Here is a 26245-nt window from a genome sequence, read left to right as displayed (position 1 = left end):
ATCAGCTTAGACGATGCCCTCGTCGCCCTCGGAGCCGTCCGAGGCCTCCTCGGCGCCGAAGCCGCGCGCCCGCGACAGCTCGGCGCTGGTCGCCGATTCGCGGACCCGCTTGCGGAGGCTCTTGGGGCTGACCGCCCGCTCGCCGAGTGCGCCGGGTGTCCAGGCCTCGACGTCCTCGTCGCTGAAGTCGGTCTTGGACGGGCGGCGCTTGAGCTCGGGGAGCACGGTGTCCGGAGCGAGCCGGCGCGCGGTGATCAGGAAGCCGGTGTGCCCGATCATGCGGTGGTCCGGGCGCACAGCCAGGCCCTCCACGTGCCAGCCGCGCACCATCGTCTCGTTGGAGGAGGGATTGGTGAACAGGCCGGACGCGCGGATCGCCTCGGCCGTCCGCGAGAGCTGCGTCACGGTCGCGACGTAGCAGAGCAGCACTCCGCCGGGGGTGAGGGCCTCGGCGGCGACGTCGAGGCACTCCCACGGCGCGAGCATGTCGAGGACGACGCGGTCGGCCTCGCCGGAGGGCACGGCTCCGGGCAGCTCGTCGACGAGGTCGCCGACCGTGACGCTCCAGTTGTCGGGCGTGTACCCGAGGAACGTCTCGACGTTGGCGCGGGCGACGTCGGCGAACTCGTCGCGACGCTCGAAGGACGCCAGTCGGCCGGTCGGGCCGACCGCGCGCAGGAGCCACAGCGAGAGGGCGCCGGAGCCCACGCCCGCCTCGACGACGCGCGCGCCGGGGAACACGTCCGCGAGCGCGAGGATCTGGGCGGCGTCCTTGGGGTAGACGATCGCCGCTCCGCGCGGCATCGACATCACGAAGTCGGCCAGGAGCGGTCGGAGGGCCAGGTGCTCCACTCCGACGGTGTTGACGACCACGGAGCCGTCGGGCAGGCCGATGATCGTGTCGTGCTCGATCCCTCCGCGGTGCGTGTGGAAGACCTTGCCCGGGATGAGCGTGATGGTGTTCATCCGCCCCTTCGGCCCGGTCAGCTGGACGCGGTCGCCCGCGCGGAAGGGTCCGGAATGCTGCAGTGCCTCACCGGTCATCGGAGGGCCTCCGTCTCGGTCGTGAGCGGTCGGTCGCCGCGGTGCTCGGAGGACACCAGCGCGAGGTCCGCGAGGGTGCGGCCCGCGAGGGTGGGCCAGAGGGAGTAGGGGGCGTCGGAGTCGAGCTCGAGCTGGTGGGGCACGCCGATCGCGGCGGCGCCGGAGGCGACTGCGGCGGCGAGGCCCGCGTGCGAGTCCTCGATCGCCACGCACGCGCCGACGGGCACGCCGAGGGTCCGCGCGGCGAGCAGGTACGCCTCGGGGTCGGGCTTGCTCCGCTCCACCATGTCGCCGCTGACGACGGCGTCGAACGCCGGGAAGGGCAGGCGGTCGACGACGGCGTGCGCCATCCGTCCGATGGACATCGTCACCAGGGCCTGGGGCACGCCCGCGTCTCGCACCGCGGCGAGGAGCTCGAGCGCCCCGGGCCGCCAGGGGATCTCGACGGCCAGCTGCGCGACGACCTCGTCGGTCATCCGGTCGATGATCTGCTCGACGCTGAGGTCGACGCCCTTGCCCTGCAGGATGCGGGCGGAGGCCGGCAGCCCCGATCCGACGAGGCTCATCGCGTCCTCGTGGGTCCAGACACCGCCGTAGGACGCGACGAGCGCGTGCTCGGAGGCCATCCAGTACGGCTCGGTGTCGACGAGCGTGCCGTCCATGTCCCAGAGGACCGCGGCCGGGGCGTCGAGGGTCGGGCGCGCGGCGGAGGAGTCGGAAGTCACGAGCGACCATCGTACCGGCAGCCCTGCAGGAGCCGTCCGTACGCGGACAGCGGAAAGCATCGGCGTCGCGCGGGCGCGGGCGGGGCGGGTCCTATCCTTGTGCAACGGGTGCCCGCGGACCGCGCAGGCCCGGACCTCGAGCCGAACGCGGAGATCGTGCCTATGAACGTGATCAAGGGAAACGTCCTCGTCGTGGCCTTCGAAGGCTGGAACGACGCGGGGGACGCCGCGAGCGGGGCGGTCCGCCTCGTCAAGGACGACGGCGACTACGTGCCCCTGTTCGCGGTCGACGCCGAGCAGTACTACGACTTCCAGTACACCCGTCCGATGCTCTCGATCGGCGAGGACGGCCGGCGCACGCTCGCGTGGCCCGGCACCCAGATCTTCGGACCGGCCGACACCTCCGTCCACGCCGAGAGCGCGCTCTACGTGATGATCGGCACCGAGCCGTCGCGCAGCTGGAAGAGCTTCGCCGCGGAGGTCGTCGACGCGATGCTCGCCATCGACATCTCGGCCGTCGTGTTCCTCGGCGCGATGCTCGCCGACGTCCCGCACACCCGGCCGATCTCGATCTTCGCCTCGAGCGAGAACGCCGAGCTGCGCTCCGAGCTCGAGCTCGAGCGCTCGAGCTACGAGGGCCCCGTCGGCATCCTCAGCGTGATCGGCGACGCGGCGCAGAAGGTCGGGATCCCCGCCGTCTCGATCTGGGCCTCGGTCCCCCACTACGTGCACAACGCGCCGTCGCCCAAGGCGATGCTGGCGCTGCTCGAGAAGCTCGAGGAGGTCGTCGGCCTGGGCATCCCCCGCGGCGACCTCGTCGAGGAGGCCGAGGAGTGGGAGCGCGGGATCGACGCGCTCGCGGCCGACGACGAGGAGATGGCCGCCTACATCGCCCAGCTCGAGCAGGCGCGCGACACGGTCGACTCGCCCGAGGCGAGCGGCGAGGCCATCGCGCAGGAGTTCGAGCGCTACCTCCGTCGCCGTGGCGACGGCCGCTCGGGCGAGGAGCCCTGGCGGGCGTGACCTGCTGAGCCGCGCGTCGCCGCGGCTCCTGCCGAGGATCAGCCCAGGCGGATCCCGAGCAGGGCGTCGACGGTGTCGCGCAGCAGCGCGGGGTCGTCGACCCCGGTCGTCGCGACGGCGTCCACGAGTGCGATCGCGCCCGGAGTGTCCATGTCCTCGCGGAGGACGACACGGAGCCGCTCGAGCACCTCGAGAGCCGAGGCGGTTCCGGTCGCCGCGAGCGACGCCTCCCAGCGGCCGAGGCGCTCGACGGCCGCGGGCAGATCCTCCGGCAGCCACTCCCAGTCGGAGCGGTAGTGGTGCGCGAGGAGCGCGAGGCGGATCGCCCGCGGATCCGCGCCCTGGGCGCGCAGTCGCGACACCAGCACGAGGTTGCCGAGCGACTTGCTCATCTTCTCGCCCTCGTAGCCGACCATGCCGGCGTGCGCGTAGGCGCGGGCGAGCGGGCGGCCGGACAGCGAGGCGGCGTGACCGGCGCTGAACTCGTGGTGCGGGAAGACGAGGTCGCTCCCGCCGCCCTGCAGCGTGAAGTCGGGGCCGAGCCGATCGAGCGCGATGACCGAGCACTCGATGTGCCAGCCGGGGCGGCCTCGACCGACGGCGGAGTCCCAGGCGGGCTCCCCCGGACGCTCGGCGCGCCAGAGCAGCGGGTCGAGCGGGTGCCGCTTGCCGGCCCGCTCCGGATCGCCGCCGCGGAGCGCGAACAGCTCGGCCATGGTGGCGGAGTCGAGTCGGCTCTCGCTGCCGAGGTGCCAGACGGCGCTCTCCGCCGCGGCGACGTCGTAGTAGAGGTCCGCGGCGCCCTCGGTCGCCGCGTCGGGCGCGGGGACGCGGTAGGCCACTCCGTCGCGCTCGAGACGGGCGACCGCGTCGGCGATCGGCGCGACGGTCTCGGTGACGCCGATGTAGTGCGCCGGCGGCAGGATGCGCAGCGCGGCCATGTCCCCGCGGAACAGCTCCACCTGCTCCTCGGCGAGGTCCCGCCAGTCGACGCCGGTCGCCGTCGCGCGCTCGAGCAGCGGGTCGTCGACGTCGGTGATGTTCTGCGCGTAGTCGACCTCGAGACCGGCGTCGCGCCAGAGCCGCTGCACTGTGTCGAAAGCGAGATAGGTCGACGCGTGACCGAGATGGGTGGCGTCGTACGGCGTGATTCCGCAGACGTAGAGGCGGGCGGTCCCCTCCGGGGCCGCGAGCTCGACGAGCCCGCCGGTCGAGGTGTCGTGGATCCGGGGCACGGGTCCGGCTCCCGGCAGAGCGGGGAGGTCCGGGGAGGTCCAGGCGCGCATCTAGGCGGCGATGAGCCCGGTGCTGAGCGCGACCATCAGGACGCCGCCGAGCAGGATCCGGTAGATCACGAACGGGAGGAAGCTGCGGCGCGAGATGTAGCCCATGAAGAACGCGATCACGACGAAGCCGACGACGAACGCGACCACCGTCGCCACGAGCGTCTCGACTCCGCCGACCTGGATCTGGTTCGGCAGGACCTCGGGATCGGTGAGGCTCTTGTAGAGCTGGTAGAGCCCGCTGCCGAACACGGCGGGGATGGCCAGGAGGAACGAGTAGCGGGCCGCCGCGGCGCGCTCGTAGCCCATGAAGAGACCGGCGGTGATGGTGCCGCCCGAGCGCGAGACGCCCGGGATGAGGGCCAGCGCCTGGGCGCCGCCGTAGATGAGTCCGTCGCGGCCGTTCAGATCGCGCAGGCGGCGCTTCTTCGCTCCGACGTGGTCGGCGATGCCGAGCAGGATGCCGAAGAGGATGAGCGTCGTGGCGACCACCCAGAGCGAGCGGAGCGTCGTCTCGATCGCGTCCTGGAAGATCAGGCCGAGGACGATGATCGGGAGGCTGCCGATGATGATCAGCCAGCCCATCCGGGCGTTCGGGTCGGAGCGGGGCACGCGGCCCACGAGCGACCGGCACCAGTTGCCGACGATCTTCACGATGTCGCGCCAGAAGTAGATGATCACCGCGGTCTCGGTGCCCAGCTGCGTGATCGCGGTGAACGCCGCACCCGTGTCGCGGCCGCCCAGGCCCGGCAGCAGCTCGCTGACGATGCGGAGGTGGGCGCTGGAGGAGATGGGGAGGAATTCGGTCAGACCCTGGACGAGTCCCAGGATCAGCGCTTCGAGCAGGCCCATGCGTCACTTTCGAGGAGGGCTGGGGCGTCGTCGGCCAGCAGGCGGTCGGTGGCGGTCGGAAGGCCGGCCTCAGGATCGCAGGAGCAGATCGGTCAGGACCTTCCTGCCAAACACTAGTGCGTCGAGCGGAACCCGCTCATCGACCCCGTGGAACAGCGCGGGGAAGTCGAGGGACCCCGGCAGCTGCAGCGGCGCGAAGCCGTAGCCCGTGATGCCGAGGGTCGAGAGGGCCTTGTTGTCGGTCCCTCCGGAGAGCAGGTAGGGCAGCACCTCGGCCTCGGGGTCGAACCGCCGGAGCGACGCCGCCATGCTGTCGACCAGGGGGCCTGCGAACGGGACCTCGAGGCCGATGTCGCGGTGCTGGACCTCGATCTCGATGTGCTCGCCGGCGAGCTCGCGGATGCGCTCGAGCACCGCGTCCTCCTCGCCGGGGAGCACGCGGACGTCGACGACGGCCTCGGCGAACTCGGGGATGACGTTGGCCTTGTAGCCGGCGGAGAGCATCGAGGGGTTCGCTGTGGTGCGCAGCGTGGCCGCGATGAAGCGCGAGGCGGTGCCCGTGGCGATGGCGAGCTCCTCCGGAGTGCTGCGCTGGGGGTCGCGGCCGAGGATGCGGGCGACCTCGCCGAGGAGCTCGCGCGTGGTGTCGGTGAGGCGGGTGGGCCACTCCTCGCGGCCGATGCGCGCGATCGCCTCGGCCAGGCGCGTGACCGCGTTCTCGCGGTTGATCTGCGAGCCGTGTCCGGCGGTGCCGTGGGCGCGGAGCTTGAGCCAGAGCAGCGCCTTCTCTCCGGTCTGCACGAGGTAGGCGCGCGTGCCGTCGAGGTCGATGGAGTAGCCGCCGACCTCGCTGATCGCCTCCGTCGCCCCGTCGAACAGCTCGGGACGGGTCTTCACGAGGTGCCCGGAGCCGCGCACGCCGCCCGCCTCCTCGTCGGCGAAGAACGCGACGACGAGGTCACGGGAGGGTCGACGACCTGAGCGGAGGACGTCGCCGAGCGACGCCAGGATCATCGCGTCCATGTTCTTCATGTCGACGGCGCCGCGCCCCCAGAGCATGCCGTCCTTGATGACGCCGCCGAAGGGGTCCACGCTCCAGTCCTCGGCGATCGCCGGGACCACGTCGAGGTGCCCGTGCACGACGAGGGCGCCGCGCTCGCGGTCCTCCCCCGCGACCCGGGCGACGACGCTCGTGCGTCCCGGGTCGGAGTCGACGAGCTCCGGCTCGAGGCCGAGGTCGCGCAGGTACGACGCGACGTACTCGGCGGCCTCCCGCTCGGGCTCCGCCCGGCCCTCGCCGTAGTTGCTCGTGTCGAAGCGGATGAGGTCGCGCGCGATCAGCGCGGTCTCGTCGAGCTCCTGGTCGGGGACGGAGGAGGAGGAGGCGCTGGTCATGCCCCCACGCTACCGGCGGGCCGCGGTCATGGACCGCTCCGAAACCGTGCTAATGTCTTCTTCGGCCGCGGAAACGCAGGCCGGAGACAACACTCGTCCGGGTGGCGGAAATGGCAGACGCGCTAGCTTGAGGTGCTAGTGCCCGTATAGGGCGTGGGGGTTCAAGTCCCCCCTCGGACACAGATCGAGAACGACGCACCGGAACCCCTGTTCCTCTTCGGAGGAGCGGGGGTTCTCGTGTTCCCGGAGGCGCTCCGCTCGGTTCGGACGCTCGGCTTTGTCGGGATCGGGCCGGCGGGCGGGCTCGGATCACGCCGGGGGTATCGTGCGGGCAGCCCACTCGCGGATCACGCGGTCGAACCGCTCCGGGTCCAGGTTGTACTCCCCTCCGTGCACCGTGTCGGGGAACGCGGCCACCTCGACGAACCGCGCGTTCGCCGCGGCGAAGCGCTCCGTCAGCGCGAAGGGGACCTCCGGATCGCCGACGGAGTGCACGACGAGGGTCGGCACGGACACCAGCGGACCGGCGCCCCAGTCGAGGGCGTCGAGGTCGATCGGAGCGGGGAGCCCGACGATCCTGCTGAGGACCGGATCGCCGAGGGCCCACTCCGCGAGCCGCCCCGCCCCGCTGGGAAGACCGGCGCGAGCCGCACCGTGACGGATGGCTCCGCGCCAGGTGGTCGCGGGGCAGACGAGGACGAGGCCGGCGATGCGGGCGCGATGCGCCGAGCGCTCGTGGAGCAGGAGCGCGATCTGCGCGCCGAGCGACCAGCCGACGAGGACGATCGACCGGGCGCCCTGCGCGACGGCGTGATCCAGGGCCGCCTCCACGTCGGCCCACTCGGCCTGTCCGAGCATCGACGCGGCCCGCGGAGTGCCGGGGCCGTCGCCGTCGCCGCGGAAGGAGGGGACGATCGAGGTGAAGCCGAGCTGCCGAGCGACGGGGACGGAGCGCAGCGACGTGATGCGCGTGGTGCGGATGCCGTGGATGTGCACGGTCCACACATCGGCCTCGGGACCCGTGCCCGGGAAGACCCAGGCGGGGGCCGTTCCTCCGGGGACGGCGAGGTCGACGGAGCCGACCTCGACCCCGAGCTGCTGCGGTGCGGCGAACACGTGACCGGTCCACCGGACGGGACCCGGGCTGATCGCGGCGCCCCAGGAGTCGAGGACTTCGCGCTCGACCAGGCGTCCCGAGTCGCGGGTGCCGAGGACGGCGCCGACGCGCACGTGCCCGTCGCGCGACGGGGACCAGATCCCGAAGGACCCGGGACGGGTCGTCGCGTCGTCGGCGTCGAGGACGACGGACTCGGCCGACGCCGAACGGAGACGCACGAACCTCGGCCGACCGCCGAGCACGACGCGGCGGGCGAGCAGCACCCCGACCGCGGCGACCACGGCTCCGACCGCCCCTGCCGCGGCGACGACGGTCGCAGCGGCGCGCTCCCCCGGCACCGGGCTCAGACGGCGGCCGCGCGCGCGGACGTCCAGCCCAGGGCGGGCGCGACCGACTCGGCGACGGTCTGCAGGAGCCGCGCGTTGTACTCGACGCCCAACTGGTTCGGCACGGTGAGCAGGAGCGTGTCCGCCTCCTGCACGGCGGCGTCGGCGGCGAGCTCCGAGGCGATGAGGTCGGGCTCACCGGTGAAGCTGCGACCGAAGCGCGCCGGCACGCCCTCGAGGGACGCGACCTGGTCCGCTCCCCCGCGGCCGCCGAAGTAGAGGCGGTCGAGCTCGCTCGTGATCGGGAGGACGCTGCGCGAGACCGAGACGCGCGGCTCGCGCTGCCAGCCGGCCTCGGCCCAGGCCGAGCGGTACTCGCGGATCTGCCGCGCCTGGAGCTCGTCGAAGGGGATGCCCTCCTCCTCGAGCAGGAGGGTCGAGGACTGCAGGTTCATGCCCTGCTCGGCGGCCCAGCGCGCCGTGGCGAAGCTGCCGGCGCCCCACCAGATGCGGTCCTCGAGTCCGGGAGAGCGCGGTTCGATCGGGAGCGGGAGCGACTGACGCGTCATCGCCGGGTCGGACTGCGCCACAGGAGCACCGGAGAGCGCCTCGCGGAAGAGCTGCACCTTGTGCCGGGCGAGGTCGGCGTCGGTCATTCCTTCCGGGGGCACGAAGCCGAACGCCTCGGAGCCGCGCAGAGCGGTCTCGGGCGATCCCCGGCTCACGCCGAGCTCGAGCCTGCCGCCCGAGATGAGGTCGGTCGCCGCCGCCTCCTCTGCCATGTAGAGGGGGTTCTCGTAGCGCATGTCGATCACGCCCGTGCCGATCTCGATGCGGCGGGTGCGAGCGGCGATCGCTGCCAGCAGCGGGAAGGGCGAGGCGAGCTGCGTCGCGAAGTGGTGCACGCGCACGTAGGCGCCGTCGAGCCCGATCTCCTCCGCGGCCTCGGCGAGCTCGATGGTCTGGAGGAGCACATCGCGTGCGGTGTGGGTCATCGACCCCGGCACCGACTGGTAGTGGCCGAAGGAGAGGAAGCCGATGCGCGAGACCATGCCTGCTTCAGCACCCGCGGACGGCTCGGTATTCCCGGGCCGGATCTCAGAGCGCGTCGAAGTCGGCCGAGATCGACGCGGCGATCTCGATGTCCTCGGGCTTCAGGGCGAGCGGCTCCTCGTGGGAGGCGAAGGCGGCGGCGCGGCTCATCGTGCCGTAGCCGCCTCCTTGGCCCGAGGTGTGCGGCCGCAGACCGGGCTCGAACAGGGTGAGCACGCGGGGCTGGCCGAGCCCGAGGGCGGAGGCGTACGCGGCGGCGCGCTCCTGCGCGTCGCGGACGGCCGCCACGCGGACCTCGCGCTCCACGCTCGCCCGTCGGGCGGCGGTCAGATCCCAGTCGACTCCCGAGACCACGACGCCCGGCAGTCCGGACACCGACGACACCCATCGGCCGAGTGCGTCGAAATCCCGGTACTTGACCCGCACGCTCGCCGCGGCGATGTGGAAGACCTCGGCCACGTCCGAGTCCTTGAGGAATCGGCGGACGGTCGAGACCGACACCTGGTCGGCCGACCACCACGTGGCCGCTCCGGACTGCTGCTCGGCGCGGGCCTGATCGCGCACGGTGGCGTGCAGCGACGAGACCTCGGCGAGCACCGCCGAGCGGGACCGCGACTCGCGGCGGATCTCGAGTCGGACGGTCCCCCGCTCGGCGGGGTGGAAGTGCTGCGCGGTGCCGGCGACGGTGAGGGTGACCATGCCCTCATGGTGCCCCATCCGCCTCCGCCGCGCCCCTCCGCCGCCCTCCGGCGTGCTGCCGCGTCACCCGCGCGACTCGAGCGACCTCCGGATCGTGTCGGCGAGGGCGCGCTCGACGGAGAGGTTGCTGAGGATCTGCTCGCGGTAGCCGCCCCGGGCGGGCGGGACGGGGCGTCCCGAGACCGGGTCGGCGGATCCGCGGAGGGCGCGCTCGCCGTCGGCGATCGACTGCTCGAGCAGCTCGAGGCGCCGTGCGAGACGGTCGGATTGGAAGCCCTCGGCGGTGATCCGCTCGTCGGGGGCGGTGGGGAAGGGCGAGGTGGTCGCGCTCATGGTGGTCCGATCCTTCGGGGCGCCCGGAATCGGCGCCGTCACCAGGGAGACACGGGAGAGGCCGTTCCATGACGCGGTGGCGCGGAATCAAGGTCGGGCGTGGCGCGAAGCGTCGCCTCCGGATCAGTCGCGGAAGACCGACAGGTGCTGGTTCTCGACGATCGCGAGGGTGCGGACGAGGCGGGTGTAGCGCTCGACGAGCTCCCCCTCCTCGGCGCCCTGGCCCAGCAGGGCCGAGATGCTCTCGGCGGGGAACAGCCCGACGATCTCCATCGCGACCGCCCGGGCGTGCTCGAACGACAGCGCGCGGGCGTACTCGAGGGCGCGGGCGAGCTGGGGGCGCTCGCCGTCGGCCGGCCGGGCGTCCGCTCCGCTCGCCGCGGCGTGCGCCAGGACGGCCACGAACACACGGGCGATCTCGTCGACGCGCAGGGCCCGCACGAGCGTGAGCAGGCGGGAGGAGACGCGCGTCACTCCGCGGGCCAGGAGCTCGCCGCTCAGGGCGCGCACCTCGATGACGTCGCCGCCCGTGAACTCCCCCGACACCCGCTTGATCCCGGAGGCGAAGAGGCTCGACCCGGAGTGGACGCTCCGCTCGGCCTCGAGGTTGATCTCGACCCGCCCGCGCGCCGTGGCGACGCCCGAGATCCAGCGCTGCTCCACTGCGGGGTGCGCGTGCACCGCGCGGACGAGCGTGCCGGGGCCGGGGCTCTCGAGGGCGCGCAGGATGACCTCGGGGGTCCGCGCGCCGGCGATCCTCGTCGAGACGCCGTTGTGCGCGGCGAGCTCGGCCGCCTTGAGCTTCGAGCGGATCCCTCCGCGCCCGGTGCCGCCCTTCTGCACGCCGATGCCGCGCAGCTCGGCGATGCCCAGCTCGTCGAGGTGCACGCCCTCGGCGATGCTGCCGGCGAAGACGCCGGGCACGTCGGTGAGCAGCAGGAGGAGGTCGGCGCCCAGGAGCATCGCGATGCCGCCGGCGACCCCGTCGTTGTCGGAGCCCGCCGAGTCGATGGTGTCGTTGCCGTTGACGATCGGCACCACTCCGGCGTCGAGCGCGTGGCGGATCGCCTCGGCCACGTGCGACATCTGCCGAGGGGAGGCCAGGTCGGACTCGCCGATCAGGATCTGGGCGACGAGCGACCCGGACAGCTCGGCGACCGAGCGGTAGAAGCCCATGAGCACGGTCTGGCCCACCGCGGCGGCGAGCCTCGAGCTGATCGGCTCGTCCTGCGAGCGGGCGAAGAGGGCGCGGCCGGAGGAGACGGCGCCGGAGGAGACGAGGACCACGTCCCAGCCGAGACCGCGGGCCGTGAAGGCGCTCTCGAGGGCGCTGGCCAGGAGCACGGGGTCGGGTCCGGACTGCTTGGTGACGGAGCTCGAGCCCATCTTGACCACGAGGGTGCGCCTGCGCGGTGCGACCGCCTCGTCGGAGGAGGGAGCGGCGGCGGAGTCGGGCAGTGCGTCGGGCATGGCCCCCATGGTAGAGCTGAGCACTCCCTCCCCGATTACCGAGCGGTGGTCGGTAATCGGGTAGCGTGCCCGGTGGAGCCGACGAGGGCTCCCCCTCGGAAGGACCTCCCATGACAGCGTCGTCGACCTCCTCGCCCACCGGCTCGCCCGTGGACCGCCGCTACCTCGATCCGCTCCGGCCCGTCGAGGAGCGGGTGCGGATCCTGCTCGGGCAGATGACCCTCGAGGAGAAGGCGGGCCTGCTCTTCCAGACGATGATCGTGCTGGGCGAGGGCGGGGCGCTCGCCGCAGCGGACGACGCCTTCGGGCTCCCCTCCACCTCCGACATGGTGCTCGATCGGAGGATGACCCACTTCAACCTCCTGGGCGGGGCGCAGGCGTCTGCGCGCGAGATCGCGGAGTGGCACAACCGGCTGCAGGAGCTCGCCGCCTCGACCCGGCTGGGGATCCCGGTGACCGTGTCCACCGATCCGCGCCACTCCTTCACCGACAACCCCGGCACGGGATCATCCGCCGCCGCGTTCTCGCAGTGGCCGGAGCCGCTCGGACTGGGAGCGATCGGGGACGAGGCCCTCGTCGAGCACTTCGGCGACATCGCGCGGCGGGAGTACCTCGCCGTCGGGCTGCGGGTGGCGCTGCATCCGCAGATCGACGTGGCGACGGAGTCGCGCTGGGCGCGGCAGGTCGGCACGTTCGGCGAGGACGCCGACCTCACGGGACGACTGGGCGCGGCCTACATCCGCGGGTTCCAGGGCGCCGCGCTCGGCCCGGAGTCCGTCGCGACGATGACCAAGCACTTCCCGGGCGGCGGCCCGCAGAAGGACGGCGAGGATCCGCACTTCGCCTACGGACGCGAGCAGGTGTACCCGGGCGGCAACGCCGAGTACCACCTGCGGCCGTTCGAGAAGGCCTTCGAGGCCGGGACGAGCCAGATCATGCCCTATTACGGGATGCCGGTCGGCACGGAGCACGAGGAGGTCGGCTTCGGCTTCAACCGCTCGGTGATCACGGGGCTGCTGCGGGAGCGGTTCGGGTTCGACGGCGTCGTGTGCACCGACTGGGGGCTGCTCACGGACGCCGACATCCTCGGCGACCGGCACCCGGCCCGCGCCTGGGGCGTCGAGCACCTCACCGTGCCGGAGCGGATGGTGAAGGCGCTCGACGCGGGCGTCGACCAGTTCGGCGGCGAGGCGATCCCGCAGGTGCTCGTCCAGCTGGTGCGCGACGGGGTGGTCGAGGAGGAGCGCCTGGACGTCTCGGTGCGGCGGCTGCTGCGGGAGAAGTTCGTGCTGGGGCTGTTCGACGCGCGCTCGGTCGACCCGCTCCGGGCGGAGGAGGTGGTCGGGTCGACGGAGTTCCGCGCCGCGGGCGAGGACGCCCAGCGCGCGGCCGTCACGGTGCTCGCGCACGACGACGTCCTGCCGGTGCGGCGCGGCGCGCGGCTGTACGTCGAGGGGGTCTCCCCCGAGGCGGCCGCCGGGTACGGCGAGGTGGTGGAGTCGCCGGGGGAGGCGGAACTCGCCGTGATCCGCCTGCAGGCGCCCTTCGAGCAGCGGACGACGGCGTTCGAGGGCTTCTTCCACGCGGGGTCGCTGGAGTTCCCGGACGAGGTGGTCGCGCACGTGCTGGACGTCGCGGGGCGGGTGCCGACGATCGTGGTCGTGTTCCTGGACCGGCCGGCCGTCCTGACTCCGTTCGTGGGATCGACCGCGGCGCTGCTCGCCGAGTTCGGGGCGTCGGACGAAGCGGTGCTGGACGTGCTGGTCGGCGGATCGGCTCCCCGGGGGAGGCTGCCGATGGACCTGCCGCGCTCGATGGCGGCGGCCGCGGCGCGGCGGCCCGATGTTCCGTTCGACACCGTGGATCCGCTGTTCCGCTTCGGTCACGGACTGCGGATCGGCACGGCGGAGTAGCCGCTCGGGAGGGGTGGAGGCTCCTCCCCAGGGCTGCGATGACGGTGCTGCGGCGTAGTCTCCGAGGACCGCATCGGGGATGTCGGTGGCGATTGACATACTCGAACACATGTTCGAATATGGGCAGATGACAGCCTCCACCCCCACCCTCTCCGAGGGGACGGCCGAGGCTGCGGAGCCGCTGCTGCGCCAGCTCGCGTCGGTGAAGGAGCTGCAGTCGCGGATCCGCGACATGCAGGCCACCACGCTCGAGACGAAGAGCCTGGCGACGCTGCCGGCGTTCACCTCGGTGCTGCCGGGAGGCGCGCTGAAGCAGGGCGCCGCCTACTCGATCGAGGGGTCCCTGAGCCTCGCGATGGGGCTGCTCGCGGGCCCGTCCTCCGAGGGGGCGTGGTGCGGGGTCGTCGGCGTGCCCGAGTTCGGCGCCGAGGCGGCGGCCGGCATCGGGATCGATCTCGAGCGGCTGGTGCTCGTGCCCGCTCCGGCGGAGCACTGGCTCACCGTCACCGCCGCGCTCGTCGACGTCCTCACCGTCGTGCTCACCCGGCCGCCCGCCTCCGTCTCCTCGGCCGACGTCTCCCGGCTCGGCGCCCGGCTCCGCCAGCGCGGAGCGGCACTCGTCGTGCTCGGCGAGTGGCCGCAGGCCGAGGCGCGGCTCAGCATCCGCAGCAGCCGCTGGGAGGGGCTGGGGGCCGGTCACGGCTATCTGCGCTCCCGCGAGGCCCTCGTCGACGTCGTCGGTCGCGCGGGGACCCGCGTGCGGACCGTGCGGATGAGCATGCCCGGCTCCGACCAGGCCTTCGGAGTGCACCACGAGCACTCGCGCCTGCGCGAACGGGCGGTGTGAGGTGGCGACCGCACCCGAGCTGCGCCGCACGATCCTCGTGTGGTGCCCGGACTGGCCGCTGCTCGCCGCGGCGGGCGACGCCGGCCTGCCCGCGGAGGCGCCGCTGGCGCTCACCGAGAAGAGCCGCGTCTTCGCCTGCTCCCCGACCGCGCGCGCCGAGGGGGTGCGACGGGGCATGCGGATCCGCGAGGCGCAGTCGCGCTGCACCGGGCTCACCGTGCTGCCCTACGACCCGGTGCTCGACCACCGGGCGTTCGAGCCGCTCGTGCAGGCGCTGGAGGAGATCACCCCGGGTGTGCAGCTGATCCGGCCGGGTCTCTGCGCGATCCGCGCCAGAGGCCCCCGCCGCTACTACGGGAGCGAGCGGTCGGCGGCCGAGGCGGTGCTGCGGCGACTGGCCGAGCTCGGGGTCGACCGGGCCCGCATCGGCATCGCCGACGGGCTCTTCGCCTCCGAGCTCGCCGCCAAGCACTCGGGCGAGGACGTCGCGATCGTGCCCGCGGGGACGACCGCGGCGTTCCTCGCGCCGCTCCCCCTCGAGGCGCTCGGCACCGAGGCGGTCGGAGCCGCCGCGACGCGCTCGAAGCCGGTCCGCGGCGAGGATCTGGTGACCCTCCTGCGCCGGCTGGGCGTGCGGACGCTGGGCGCCTTCGCCGCGCTGCCGGCCGAGGACGTCGCCGCCCGGTTCGGACCGGACGGGGCCCGGTCCCACCTCCTGGCCCGCGGGGCCGAGACCGAGGCGGTCGTGCCGCGCCTGCCTCCCGAGCGGCTCGACCGGTCGCTCGAGTTCGAGCCCCCGCTCGACCGCATCGACCAGGCCGCCTTCGCCTTCCGGATCCCCGCGGAGGAGTTCGTCGCGGGGCTCACCCGGGCGCAGCTGGTGGCCACCGCGATCCGCATCGACGTCACCAGCGACCGGGGCGAGCTCTCCTCGCGCAGCTGGCTGCATCCGCGCTGGTTCACCCCGGGCGACGTGCTCGACCGCGTGCGCTGGCAGCTGCAGGGCAGCGGGGCGATCGACACGGGCCTGGGCTCCCCGATCGCGCGCATCGCCGTGGAGCCGGAGGCGGTGGACGCGATCGGGAACCACGAGCAGGGCCTCTGGGGCACCGCCCCCGAGGAACGGGTCCACCACGGTCTCAGCCGCGTGCAGAGCATGCTCGGGCACGAGGCGGTCGTGACGGCGTCGATCGGCGGCGGCCGGGCGCTCCGGGATCGGCAGCACCTCGTCCCCTGGGGCGACCGCGAGCCGGGCGACGCCCGGCCCAAGGGACTGCCGTGGCCCGGATCGCTCCCGCCGCCCCACCCGCCCACGGTGTTCACCGAGCCGGTGGCGGCACTCGTGCGGGGTCCGCGCGGGGAGCCCGTGTCGGTGGACGACCGCGGGTCCCTCGTCTCGGTCCCCGCCTACTTCACTCCCGGCACCTCGCAGGCCCGGCTCGAACCGGTGGCCGGCTGGGCGGGACCGTGGCCCGTCGACGAGCGCTGGTGGGACGCGAGGACCGCCACCCGCTACGACCGCTTCCAGGTGGTCGACGCGGCCGGGACCGCCTGGCTCCTGGTCTGCCGCGACGGGGAATGGGCCGCCGAGGCCCGGTACGACTGACCCCCGCACCTCCCTCCCGCACCACGATCACGATGACGAAGGAGCCCCGCATGGGCTGGAACAACCCGCCGATCCCCTGGTCGGAGTTCGAACGGCGCCTCTCCACCGGCCGCCGGGCCGACGGCACGGTGGTCCGGGGCGACGGAGGGGACAGCCCCGCCTGGTCGCACAAGCGGCCGGCCTACTCCGCGGGCGACGACGTGCGCTCCCCCGACCTGAAGGTGCCCTACGCCGAGCTGCACGCGCACTCCAACTTCAGCTTCCTCGACGGCGCCAACCGCCCCGAGCAGATGGTCGAGGAGGCGGTGCGCCTGGGCATCGACACCCTCGCCCTGACCGATCACGACGGCCTCTACGGGATCGTCCGGATGGCCGAGGCGGCGCAGGGCCACCCCGTCCGGACCGCCTTCGGGGCCGAGCTCTCGCTCGGGCTCCGCACCCCGCAGAACGGCATCGCCGATCCCGAGGGCTCGCACCTGCTCGTCCTCGCCCGCCGCGAGGAGGGCTACCACCGACTGGCCCGCGCCCTGACCACCGCCCAGCTCGCGGGAGCCGAGAAGGGCAAGCCGAGCTACGACCTCGAGGAGCTCGCCCGCGCGGCGGACGGGCACTGGATCGTGCTCACCGGCTGCCGCAAGGGTGCGGTGCGCCAGGCGCTGATCGCCGAGGGCGAGGCGGCGGCCGAGGCCGAGGTGCGCGAGCTCGTGCGCCTCTTCGGGGCGGCGAACGTGCTCGTCGAGCTCTACGACCACGGAGATCCGCTCGCCTCCCTGCACAACGACGCCCTGGCGGTCATCGCCGAGCGGCTGCGGCTGCGGGTCGTGGCCACCGGGAACGTGCACTACGCCCGACCCGAGGACCGCCCTCTGCAGACCGCGCTGTCCGCGGTCCGCGCCCGGCGCAGCCTCGAGGAGATGGACGGCTGGCTCCCCGCGGCGGCGGGCGCCCACCTGCGCTCCGGAGCCGAGATGGCCGAGAGGTTCGCGCGCTACCCCGGCTCCGTCGAGAACACCGTCCGCGTCGCGGACGAGATCGCCTTCGAACTCGGGAAGGTCCGCCCCCGTCTCCCCCGCCAGGACGTCCCGGAGGGGCACACCCCCATGAGCTGGCTCCGCGAGCTCGTGCACCGGGCCGTCCCGCAGAAGTACCCGGGAGCCGACTCCGACGTGCTCGAGCGGCTCGAGAAGGAGCTCGCGGTCATCGAGGCGAAGGACTTCCCCGGCTACTTCCTGATCGTGCACGACATCGTGCACTTCGCGAAGGGGCAGGGGATCCTCTGCCAGGGCCGGGGATCCGCCGCCAACTCGGCGGTCTGCTACGTCCTGGGCATCACCGCGGTCGACTCGATCTTCTACGACCTCCCGTTCGAGCGGTTCCTCTCGAGCATCCGCGACGAGGAGCCCGACATCGACGTCGACTTCGACTCGGAGCGGCGCGAGGAGGTCATCCAGCACGTCTACGAGAAGTACGGGCGCCTGAACGCCGCGCAGGTGGCCAACGTGATCACCTACCGGCCCAAGTTCGCGGTCCGGGACATGGCGAAGGCCCTCGGCTACAGCCCCGGGCAGCAGGACGGCTGGTCGAAGCAGGTCGAGGCGTGGGGGGCCATCACCGAGAGCACCGACCACGACATCCCCGACGACGTCGTGGCCCTCGCCACCCGCGTCCTCGGCGCACCCCGGCACCTCGGCATCCACTCCGGCGGCATGGTCCTCACCGACCGCCCCGTGGGCGAGGTCTGCCCGATCGAGCCGGCACGGATGGAGAAGCGGACCGTCCTGCAGTGGGACAAGGACGACTGCGCCTGGATGGGCCTGGTGAAGTTCGACCTGCTCGGGCTCGGGATGCTCGCCGCCCTGCAGTACACCTTCGACCTCGTCGCCGAGCACGTCGGCGAGCAGTGGGACCTCTCCACGATCCCCCGGGAGGAGAAGGGCGTCTACGACCAGCTCTGCCGGGCCGACTCCATCGGTGTGTTCCAGGTCGAGAGCCGCGCCCAGATGGGCACCCTGCCGCGCCTGCAGCCGCGCCGCTTCTACGACCTGGTGATCGAGGTCGCGCTGATCCGACCGGGCCCCATCCAGGGAGGCGCGGTGCACCCCTACATCCGCCGCAAGCTCGGCGAGGAGCCGGTCACCTACCAGCACCCCCTGCTCGTCACCCCGCTCAAGCGGACCCTGGGCGTCCCGCTGTTCCAGGAGCAGCTGATGCAGGTCGCGGTCGCGGTCGGCGACTGCAACGCCGAGGACGCCGATCTCCTCCGGCGCGCGATGGGCTCCAAGAGGGGGACGGAGAAGATCGAGACGCTGCGCGAGCGGCTCTACCAGGGCATGGCGCGCAACGGCATCACGGGCGAGGTCGCGGACGACATCTACACGCGGATCCAGGCCTTCGCCAACTTCGGCTTCGCCGAGAGCCACGCGATCAGCTTCGCCCTGCTCGTCTACGCGAGCGCCTGGCTGCGGCTGCACTACCCGGCGGCGTTCACCGCGGCGCTGCTCCGCGCCCAGCCCATGGGCTTCTACGCCCCGCACACCCTCGTGGCCGATGCGCGCCGGCACGGGGTGCGCGTCGAGTCTCCCGACGTCAACCGCTCGCTGCCCCACCCCGGCCTCGAGGCCGCACAGGACGCGCCTCCCCGGCGTCGGGGCGGGGCCGGCTACGGGAGCGAGGAGTGCCTGGCCGTCCACCAGCCGCCGACCGGTCTCTTCGACCGCACGGAGCCCTTCCACACCGACGACCACCGCCGCGACGCGGGCTTCGTGATCCGCCTCGGGCTCTCGGGGGTGAAGGGGATCGGCGACGCGCTCGCCCAGCACATCGTGGCCGAGCGCGAGCGCGGCGGCGCCTACGCGAGCATGTCCGACCTCTCGCGACGGGTCGGGCTGAACGCGACCCAGCTCGAAGCGCTCGGCGCCGCGGGGGCCTTCGACTCCCTCGGGCTCGACCGCCGCCAGGCGCTGTGGGAGGCGGGCACCGCCGCCGCCGACCGCGAGGAGTTCCTGCCCGGATCCGTCGTCGCCGTGCAGCCTCCGCTGCTGCCGATGCTCTCGGCGCAGGAGCGCGTCGTCTTCGACTTCTGGGCCACCGGGATCTCCCCCGACGACCACCCGCTCCGGCACCTCCGCGCCGATCTCCGAGCGCGCGGCGCGCGGTCCACGGCCGACCTGCCGGGCACCTCCTCCGGCACCCGGATCGAGGTGGCCGGCGTGGTGATCCACCGCCAGCGTCCCTCCACAGCCGGCGGAGTGACCTTCATGAACCTCGAGGACGAGCACGGGATCCTCAACGTGATCTGCTCCGTCGGAGTATGGAACCGCTACCGGCGGATCGCCCGCGAGGCGCCCGCCCTCCTCGTGCGGGGCATCCTCGAGCGCTCCGAGGAGGGCGTCACCAACCTCCTCGCCGACCGCTTCGAACCCCTCTCGGTCGGCGCCCGCACGACCTCCCGCAACTTCCGATGACCACGGCCACCCGGCGACGACCGCTCCCGCGATCGCACGCTCCACGAGAAAGCGATCCCATGACGACCACCCACTCCGCCGGTCCGCTCCCGCACCTGGACGCGCCGCTGCTCGACGACCGCGATCTGCGCGATCGCGTCACCTCCCTCATCGGCCCGGCCTACCGGCGCGCGCTCTGGCCGATCCTGCTCGACCGGGCCGGATTCCAGCTGCCGATCCTCTACCCCGTCGACGGGCTGCCCGTGCATCCCGACGAGGAGCGCACCGAGCGGATCGTCGCGACGCTCGCCAAGGCCGTCGCCCACCACGAGGTCGGCTCCCTCGCCTTCGCGCTCGAGCGTCCCGGCCGGGCCTTCCTCGGCGAGACCGACCGGGTGCTCGCCCGCTACCTCGCCGCGGCGTGCCACCGGCGAGCGATCCCCCTGCGCGCGCTGCTGCTGGTGCACGACGAGGGCGTGCGCGTCGTCGCCGAGGCCGAGTACACGGCCTCGATCCGCTGACCGGGGAGCACCCCGTCGGGAACCACCGGGGGAACGACGGAGGGACGACCCGCCGAGGCGAGCCGTCCCTCTCCGAGCGATCGGGGTCAGTCCGTGGTCGTGAGCGTGATCAGCAGCGACGAGGCGCCGAGATCGACCTCGGTGTCACCGGGCTGCACGGCGTACTCGCCGACGCCGAGCAGCGACTCCGCCACCTCGGGCAGGGGCACCCGGGCCGCCGTCTCGCCCACGTTGATCGCGATGGTCACCCGACCGCGTCCGAGCGTCAGCCAGCGCTGCTCCTCGTCGAACTCGACGACGAGCGAGCCGAAGCGCGGATCGGTCAGCTCGGGGAAGCGGCGGCGCAGCGCCGCGAGCTCCCGGTACACGCCGAGGATCCGGGCGTGGCGCCCCTCCTCCGCCTCGGACCAGTCCAGGCGCGAGCGACTGAAGGTCTCGGGGTCCTGCGGGTCGGGCACGACCTCGGGGTCCCAGCCCATCTTCGCGAACTCCTCGATCCGGCCCTTCGCCGTCGCCTCGCCCAGGTCCTTCTCCGGGTGCGAGGTGAAGAACTGCCACGGGGTGGACGCGGCCCACTCCTCGCCCATGAAGAGCATCGGAGTGAACGGGCCGAGCAGGGTCAGCGCCGCGGCGATCGCCAGACGCCCCTCGTCGAGAGTGGCCGTCAGACGGTCGCCGATGGCGCGGTTGCCGATCTGATCGTGGTTCTGGCTGCAGACCACGAGACGCCAGGCGGGCATCCGCTCGGTGTCGATCGGACGACCGTGGTGACGTCCCCGGAACGTCGAGAGCGTGCCGTCGTGGAAGAACCCGCGCGTGAGCACCTTCTCGAGAGCGCCGAGCGGAGCGAAGTCCTCGTAGTACCCGGTGGTCTCCCCAGTCAGTGCGACGTGGACCGCGTGGTGGAAGTCGTCGCTCCACTGCGCGTCGAGACCGTAGCCGCCCGCCTCGCGCGGGGTGATCAGCGTCGGGTCGTTGAGGTCGGACTCGGCGATCAGGGTCAGCGGTCGGCCGACGTGAGCCGAGAGCACCGCGACCTCCGACGCCAGCTCCTCGAGCACGTGCACCGCGCGCTCGTCCGAGAGGGCGTGGACCGCGTCCAGGCGCAGCGCGTCGACGTGGTAGTCGCGCAGCCACATCAGGGCGTTGTCGATGATGTAGCCGCGGACGACGTCCGAGCCCTCGCCGTCGAGGTTCACCGAGCTGCCCCAGGTGTTGGCCTTCTCGTTCTTGAGGTACGGGCCGAACTCCGGCAGGTAGTTCCCGCTCGGGCCGAGGTGGTTGTAGACCACGTCCTGCGCGATCCCCATGCCGGCGCGGTGCGCGGCGTCCACGAAGCGCTGGTACGCCTCCGGTCCGCCGTACGGCTCGTGCACGGCGTACCACAGCACTCCGTCGTAGCCCCAGTTGTGCGTGCCGTTCACCGCGTTCACCGGCAGGATCTCGATGAAGTCGACCCCCAGCGAGCGCAGATGGTCGAGCTTCCCGGCCGCGGCGTCCAGCGTGCCCTCCGGGGTGAAGGTGCCGATGTGCAGCTCGTAGATGACCGCTCCGGCCAGCTGGCGCCCGGTCCAGGCCCCGTCCTGCCAGGCGTACGCGCTCGGATCGAAGGTGCGCGACAGCTCGTGCACACCCTCGGGCTGACGGCGCGAGCGCGGGTCCGGGAAGGGCCCGGAGCCGTCGACGCGGTAGCCGTAGTCGACGTCACCCGACGGGACGGAGCCGGAGACCCGCCACCACCCCTCCGACCCGGTGGGCGTCATCGGGACGGAGTCCCCGCCGCCGAGCACCAGCTCGACTGCGGAGGCCGTGGGCGCCCAGACGTCGAAGCGGTCGGGCCCGGCGGCGGCGAGGGCGTAGCGGTAGGGAGTCGTGCTGATCACGGAGATCTCCTGACGGTGTCGTGCGAGCGGGAACGGAGCCGGCCGGGCCGCGGGGGCCCGGCCGGACGGTCAGACGACCGGGACGAGCAGGGCGACGGGGAGGCCGCCGCCGAGGATCTCCGCGACGGGGGTGACCCCACCGGCGAAGGTCCGTCCGGTGAGCAGATCCTCGACCGGGTGGCCCGGCAGCACGACGACGGTGCCACCCCAGCCGCCGGCCTCGGCCAGCCGGTGCGGGAGCCGCGTCGCGACCGTCAGGGCGCCGCCCCGGTCGAAGGCGACGGCGTGCTCGGCCGCCTCGCCGATCGCCGAGACCGGCGCGTAGCGGGTGAACAGCTCCGGCCGGTCGCGGCGCAGCCGCAGCGCGCGCGAGGTGACGAGCAGCTTGGCGGCCCCCTCCTCGTCGATCGGCGGCAGCCAGCCGCCGTCGATCCGCTCGAGCAGCGCGCGGCGCTCGGCGAAGTCGACCGGGCGGCGGTTGTCGGGGTCCACGAGCGAGGTCTCCCACAGCTCGCTGCCCTGGTAGACGTCGGGGATCCCGGGGGCGGTCAGCTGCACGAGCTTCGCCGAGAGGCTGTTCGACCAGCCGATCCCCTTCACCCGGGCGACGGTCCCCTCGATCAGGCTCCGCACGCGGGAGTCGTCGAAGGCGGCGTCCACGGCGGCGTGCATCCGCTCCTCGAACGCCTCGTCGGGCGCGGTCCACTTCGTCGAGCTGCCGGCTTCGCGCGACGCCTTCTCGGCGTAGGCGTGCAGGCGCTCCCGCGACGCGGGCCAGGATCCGACGATCGCCTCCCAGAGGAGGTGCTCGACGGGACCGTCGCCGAAGCCGACGAGCGAGTGCAGCGAGCGCAGAGTCTCGGCCCAGACCTCGGGCTCCTCCGCCAGCGCGGTGATCCTGGCGCGGGTGTCCTCCCCGCGCTTCGTGTCGTGCGTCGAGAGGGTCGTGAGCGAGGCGGGGAACGAGGACTGCCGCACGCCCTGCCGGCGGTGGAACTCCTCGAGGTCGATCGCGAACTCGTCCGGGTCGGCCCCGACCTCGTTGAGCGACGTGAGCCGGCTGTAGCGGTAGAACGCCGTGTCCTCGACGCCCTTCGCCATCACCATGCCGGAGGTCTGCTGGAACCGGACGGAGACGGCGGTGCCGGTCTCGCCGAGCAGCGCGGCGACCCGGTCGATCGTGCCGGCGATCTCGGGGCGGCGCCGCACCGCGTCGAGGCGGGCGTGCTCCAGGTGCTCGGCGCCGTAGGGCAGGTAGCTGCGATAGACCGGGAAGGTCGCGAGCAACTCGGCGAGAGCGTCGTCCGCCCCGTCCACCGAGGGGATCAGCCGTGCGAGGCGGAGCACCTCGGAGCGGAGGATCCCGTCGGCGATGCCGCGCTTCGTGTCGTGGATGAGGTCGGCCCAGACGACCGGCGATCCGCCGTGGCCGAGCTCGGCGTCCAGTCCTTCGAGCACGCTCCGCGCCTCCGGGTCCACGAGGATCCGGTCGATGTCCGCGAGGGCGTCGTAGCCGGTGGTCCCGACGGTCGCCCAGTGCGCGGGCAGCGCCTCGTCGCCCTCGAGGATCTTCTCGACCCAGACCGGCGCCCCGCCGATGGCGCGGGCGAGGTCGTCGAGGTACCCGCCCGGGTCGGCGAGTCCGTCCGGGTGGTCCACCCGGAGGCCGTCCGCGAGCCCCTCGGTGAACCAGCGCACGATCTCGGCGTGCGAGGCGTCGAACACCTCGGGACGCTCGACCGTGATGGCGGCGAGGGTGTTCACCGCGAAGAAGCGGCGGTAGTTCAGTTCGGCGTCCGCGCGCCGCCAGTTGACGAGCTCGTAGCTCTGCCGCGCGTGCACCGTGCGTCCGGAGTCGCCGGGCTGCGCCGTCCCCGGAGCGATCGGCAAGCGGTTCTCGTAGTAGTGCAGCTCGTCGCCGACGACCTCGAGCGCGTCGAGCTCGCTGTCGCTGTCGCCCTCGCTCGCGCCGTCGCCCAGGATCGGCACGCGCAGCTTCCCGCCGCCCGCCTCCCAGTCGACGTCGAACGCGGACGCGTAGCGGGAGGACGTCCCGTTCTTCAGGAGATCCCACCACCACGAGTTCTCACTCGGCGTCGCGACGCCCATGTGGTTCGGCACGATGTCGATGAGCACGCCCAGGCCCTCGGCCTTCGCCGCAGCGGAGGCGTGGGCCAGGCCCTCGCCGCCGCCGCGGGCCGGGTCGACCTGCGAGTGGTCGACGACGTCGTAGCCGTGGTCGGAGCCCGGCTCCGCCGTCAGCAGCGGCGAGAAGTAGAGCCAGTCGGCGCCCAGGGAGCGCACGTAGTCGGCGACCTGCGCCGCCTCGTCGAGATCGAAGCCGGAGCGGATCTGGAGTCGGTAGGTCGAAGCGGGCAGTCGCACGTCAGGCTCCTGTCGAAGAGGCGGTCGCGGAGTCGGTCGACTCCGAGTGGGGGCTGGTGGAGGCGATGATCGGGATAGCGGAGGTCGCCGCGAGGGAAGCGAGCGAGGCGGCCACCGAGTGGTCCACCTCCGGCTCCGGGGCGCTGTGCTCCTGGAGGATCACGAGCGACTTGGCCTGCACCGTCAGCATCGCGCCGGCCGGACGCGGGATCGAGTCCGCCTCGGCGCCCGCGGTGTCCACGAGCACGCTCCACAGCGCGGCGTACTCGTCGCTGGGCACCGAGAACTCCACGTCGACGTCGTCGGCGTTGAAGTAGAGGAGGAAGCTGTCGTCCGTCACGGGCAGTCCGCGCTCGTCGCGCTCGCGGATCCCGTTGCCGTTGAGGTAGATGCCGACCGAGCGGCCCAGGCCCGAGTCCCAGTCCTCCGGCGACATCTCCGTGCCGTCGGCCTTGAACCAGACGATGTCGGGCAGGGGCTCCTCCGAGCCGCGGACGACGGGCCGGCCGTCGAAGAAGCGGCCGCGGCGGAACGTGGGATGCTCGGCGCGCAGGCGGATCAGCGCGGCCGTGAACTCCAGCAGCGGGCGATCCGCGGTCGACCAGTCGATCCAGGTCAGCTCGCTGTCCTGGGCGTAGGTGTTGTTGTTGCCGTTCTGCGAGCGGCCCAGCTCGTCGCCGTGCAGGATCATCGGCACGCCCTGCGAGATGAGCATGGTGGCGAGGAAGTTGCGCTGCTGCCGGGCGCGGAGGCCCAGGACCTTCGGGTCGTCCGTCGGCCCCTCGACTCCGTGGTTCCAAGAGCGGTTGTGCGACTCCCCGTCGTTGTTGTCCTCGCCGTTGGCGTCGTTGTGCTTCTCGTTGTACGAGACGAGGTCGCGCAGGGTGAACCCGTCGTGGGCCGTCACGAAGTTGATCGAGGCGACCGGGCGGCGACCGGAGCGCGCGTAGAGGTCGGCCGATCCGGTCAGCCGTGAGGCGAACTCGCCCAGCGTCGACGGCTCGCCGCGCCAGAAGTCGCGGACCGTGTCGCGGTACTTGCCGTTCCACTCCGTCCACTGCGGCGGGAAGTTGCCGACCTGGTAGCCGCCGGGTCCGACGTCCCACGGCTCGGCGATGAGCTTGACCTGCGAGACGACCGGATCCTGCTGCACGAGCTCGAAGAAGGTCGAGAGCCGATCGACGTCGTAGAACTCGCGGGCGAGCGCCGAGGCGAGGTCGAAGCGGAAGCCGTCGACGCGCATCTCGGTCACCCAGTAGCGCAGCGAGTCCATGATCAGCTGCAGCGAGTGGGGGTGCCGGACGTTGAGGGTGTTCCCGGTCCCGGTGTAGTCCATGTAGTAGCGCTTGTCGTCGTCGACGAGGCGGTAGTACGCCTCGTTGTCGATGCCGCGGAACGAGAGCGACGGGCCGAGGTGGTTCCCCTCGGCGGTGTGGTTGTAGACCACGTCGAGGATGACCTCGATGCCGGCCGCGTGCAGCGCCCGCACCATGCTCTTGAACTCCTGGACCTGCTGGCCCTGGTCGCCCGTGGACGAGTAGGTGTTCTGCGGCGCGAAGAAGCCGATCGTGTTGTAGCCCCAGTAGTTCGAGAGGCCCTTCTCGATCAGGGTCGAATCGTTGACGAACTGGTGCACCGGCATCAGCTCGATCGCCGTGATGCCCAGGTGCTTGAGGTGCGCGATGACCGCGGGGTGCGCGACGCCCGCGTACGTGCCGCGCAGCTCCTCCGGGATGTCGGGGTGGCTCTTCGTGAGCCCCTTCACGTGCGCCTCGTAGATGACCGTGCGGTCGTAGGAGATGCGCGGACGGCGGTCCCCCGCCCAGTCGAAGAACGGGTTGATGACGACGCCCATCATCATGTGCGGCGCCGAGTCCTCGTCGTTCGTCGAGTCCGGGTCGCCGAAGGTGTACGAGAAGAGCGACTGGTCCCAGTCGATCTCGCCCGAGACGGCCTTCGCGTAGGGGTCGAGCAGCAGCTTGTTCGGGTTGCAGCGCTGCCCTGCGGCCGGGTCGTACGGGCCGTGGATGCGGTAGCCGTACTTCTGGCCGGGCTGCACCTGCGGCAGGTAGCAGTGCCAGACGTAGGCGTCCGATTCGAGCACGTCGACGCGCGTCTCGGTGCCGTCGTCGTCGAACAGGCAGAGCTCGACGCGCTCGGCGACCTCGCTGAAGAGAGCGAAGTTCGTGCCGCTTCCGTCGAAAGTGGCGCCCAAGGGGTAGGCGGTTCCGGGCCAGGTCTCCACGAGACTCCTCTGGGGTGTGGTCTCGGGCGATCCGGATGAGGCCGTCGTTCGGTCCGCGGATGCCCGACGTCGGGGGTGATGG

Annotated in this window: 19 protein-coding genes and 1 tRNA gene; 7 read left to right on the top strand and 13 right to left on the bottom strand. The window is 72.6% G+C overall.

What is annotated here, in order from left to right:
- Positions 1-6: 6 nt before the first annotated feature.
- Positions 7-1044 carry a tRNA (adenine-N1)-methyltransferase gene (locus ASF48_RS12540; RefSeq protein WP_055792103.1) on the bottom strand — a complete coding sequence of 346 codons (1038 nt, stop codon included), beginning with the start codon at positions 1042-1044 and terminating at the stop codon, positions 7-9.
- Positions 1041-1769 (bottom strand): HAD family hydrolase, encoded by a 729-nt coding sequence (locus ASF48_RS12535; RefSeq protein ID WP_268788515.1) that lies wholly within the window; start codon positions 1767-1769, stop codon positions 1041-1043. Before ASF48_RS12535 ends, ASF48_RS12540 begins: the two co-directional genes overlap by 4 nt.
- Before the next feature lie 162 nt (positions 1770-1931).
- Between ASF48_RS12535 and ASF48_RS12530 the strand changes: the two genes are divergently transcribed.
- Positions 1932-2792, top strand: coding sequence for a proteasome assembly chaperone family protein (locus ASF48_RS12530; RefSeq protein WP_055792100.1), 861 nt, complete (start codon positions 1932-1934; stop codon positions 2790-2792).
- A 38-nt stretch (positions 2793-2830) separates the two neighbouring features.
- Here the strand turns inward: ASF48_RS12530 and mshC are convergent, their stop codons facing one another.
- The 3 genes from mshC to ASF48_RS12515 form a co-directional block, all read right to left on the bottom strand.
- Positions 2831-4078: a cysteine--1-D-myo-inosityl 2-amino-2-deoxy-alpha-D-glucopyranoside ligase gene (gene mshC / locus ASF48_RS12525; RefSeq protein ID WP_055792097.1), complete on the bottom strand. Its 1248-nt coding sequence runs from the start codon at positions 4076-4078 to the stop codon at positions 2831-2833.
- Positions 4079-4927: an undecaprenyl-diphosphate phosphatase gene (locus tag ASF48_RS12520; RefSeq protein ID WP_055792095.1), complete on the bottom strand. Its 849-nt coding sequence runs from the start codon at positions 4925-4927 to the stop codon at positions 4079-4081.
- A 69-nt stretch (positions 4928-4996) separates the two neighbouring features.
- Positions 4997-6322: a M20/M25/M40 family metallo-hydrolase gene (locus tag ASF48_RS12515; RefSeq protein WP_055792092.1), complete on the bottom strand. Its 1326-nt coding sequence runs from the start codon at positions 6320-6322 to the stop codon at positions 4997-4999.
- Positions 6323-6417: 95 nt separating this feature from the next.
- Here ASF48_RS12515 and ASF48_RS12510 point away from each other — a divergent pair.
- Positions 6418-6502 (top strand) — tRNA-Leu (locus tag ASF48_RS12510).
- Between the two features lie 129 nt (positions 6503-6631).
- On the opposite strand, the gene ASF48_RS12505 is transcribed toward ASF48_RS12510, so the two are convergent.
- The 5 genes from ASF48_RS12505 to proB all read right to left on the bottom strand — a co-directional run bounded on the left by ASF48_RS12505 (position 6632) and on the right by proB (position 11320).
- Positions 6632-7777, bottom strand: coding sequence for an alpha/beta hydrolase family protein (locus ASF48_RS12505; RefSeq protein WP_055792088.1), 1146 nt, complete (start codon positions 7775-7777; stop codon positions 6632-6634).
- Positions 7778-7782: 5 nt separating this feature from the next.
- Complete coding sequence (locus ASF48_RS12500) at positions 7783-8817, bottom strand: LLM class flavin-dependent oxidoreductase (protein WP_055792086.1); 1035 nt, start codon at positions 8815-8817, stop codon at positions 7783-7785.
- A gap of 46 nt (positions 8818-8863) precedes the next feature.
- Complete coding sequence (locus ASF48_RS12495) at positions 8864-9517, bottom strand: SIMPL domain-containing protein (RefSeq protein ID WP_055792083.1); 654 nt, start codon at positions 9515-9517, stop codon at positions 8864-8866.
- A gap of 63 nt (positions 9518-9580) precedes the next feature.
- Positions 9581-9850 carry a hypothetical protein gene (locus tag ASF48_RS12490; RefSeq protein WP_055792079.1) on the bottom strand — a complete coding sequence of 90 codons (270 nt, stop codon included), beginning with the start codon at positions 9848-9850 and terminating at the stop codon, positions 9581-9583.
- Positions 9851-9973: 123 nt separating this feature from the next.
- On the bottom strand, positions 9974-11320 hold the full coding sequence (gene proB / locus ASF48_RS12485) for a glutamate 5-kinase (RefSeq protein ID WP_055792077.1): 1347 nt from the start codon (positions 11318-11320) through the stop codon (positions 9974-9976).
- Positions 11321-11430: 110 nt separating this feature from the next.
- Between proB and ASF48_RS12480 the strand changes: the two genes are divergently transcribed.
- The 5 genes from ASF48_RS12480 to ASF48_RS12460 all read left to right on the top strand — a co-directional run bounded on the left by ASF48_RS12480 (position 11431) and on the right by ASF48_RS12460 (position 19650).
- Entirely contained in the window at positions 11431-13233 is a 1803-nt protein-coding gene (locus ASF48_RS12480) for a glycoside hydrolase family 3 protein (protein WP_055792074.1), read from the top strand.
- Positions 13234-13360: 127 nt separating this feature from the next.
- Positions 13361-14080, top strand: a complete 720-nt coding sequence (locus ASF48_RS12475) for a hypothetical protein (protein WP_055792071.1) — start codon at positions 13361-13363, stop codon at positions 14078-14080.
- Position 14081: 1 nt separating this feature from the next.
- On the top strand, positions 14082-15686 hold the full coding sequence (locus ASF48_RS12470; RefSeq protein WP_055792069.1) for a DNA polymerase Y family protein: 1605 nt from the start codon (positions 14082-14084) through the stop codon (positions 15684-15686).
- A 50-nt stretch (positions 15687-15736) separates the two neighbouring features.
- Positions 15737-19150 carry an error-prone DNA polymerase gene (locus ASF48_RS12465; protein WP_055793119.1) on the top strand — a complete coding sequence of 1138 codons (3414 nt, stop codon included), beginning with the start codon at positions 15737-15739 and terminating at the stop codon, positions 19148-19150.
- Between the two features lie 59 nt (positions 19151-19209).
- Positions 19210-19650: a hypothetical protein gene (locus ASF48_RS12460; protein WP_055792067.1), complete on the top strand. Its 441-nt coding sequence runs from the start codon at positions 19210-19212 to the stop codon at positions 19648-19650.
- Between the two features lie 86 nt (positions 19651-19736).
- On the opposite strand, the gene treZ is transcribed toward ASF48_RS12460, so the two are convergent.
- From treZ to glgX, 3 genes are all read right to left on the bottom strand, one after another.
- Positions 19737-21533, bottom strand: a complete 1797-nt coding sequence (gene treZ / locus ASF48_RS12455) for a malto-oligosyltrehalose trehalohydrolase (protein ID WP_235577247.1) — start codon at positions 21531-21533, stop codon at positions 19737-19739.
- Positions 21534-21602: 69 nt separating this feature from the next.
- Positions 21603-23918 carry a malto-oligosyltrehalose synthase gene (gene treY, locus ASF48_RS12450; protein WP_055792064.1) on the bottom strand — a complete coding sequence of 772 codons (2316 nt, stop codon included), beginning with the start codon at positions 23916-23918 and terminating at the stop codon, positions 21603-21605.
- A gap of 1 nt (position 23919) precedes the next feature.
- Positions 23920-26163, bottom strand: coding sequence for a glycogen debranching protein GlgX (glgX, locus tag ASF48_RS12445; RefSeq protein WP_055792061.1), 2244 nt, complete (start codon positions 26161-26163; stop codon positions 23920-23922).
- Positions 26164-26245: the final 82 nt, after the last annotated feature.

Source organism: Rathayibacter sp. Leaf299, assembly GCF_001423055.1.
Lineage (GTDB): Bacteria > Actinomycetota > Actinomycetes > Actinomycetales > Microbacteriaceae > Rathayibacter > Rathayibacter caricis.
This window is presented reverse-complemented; position numbering and strand designations above follow the sequence as displayed.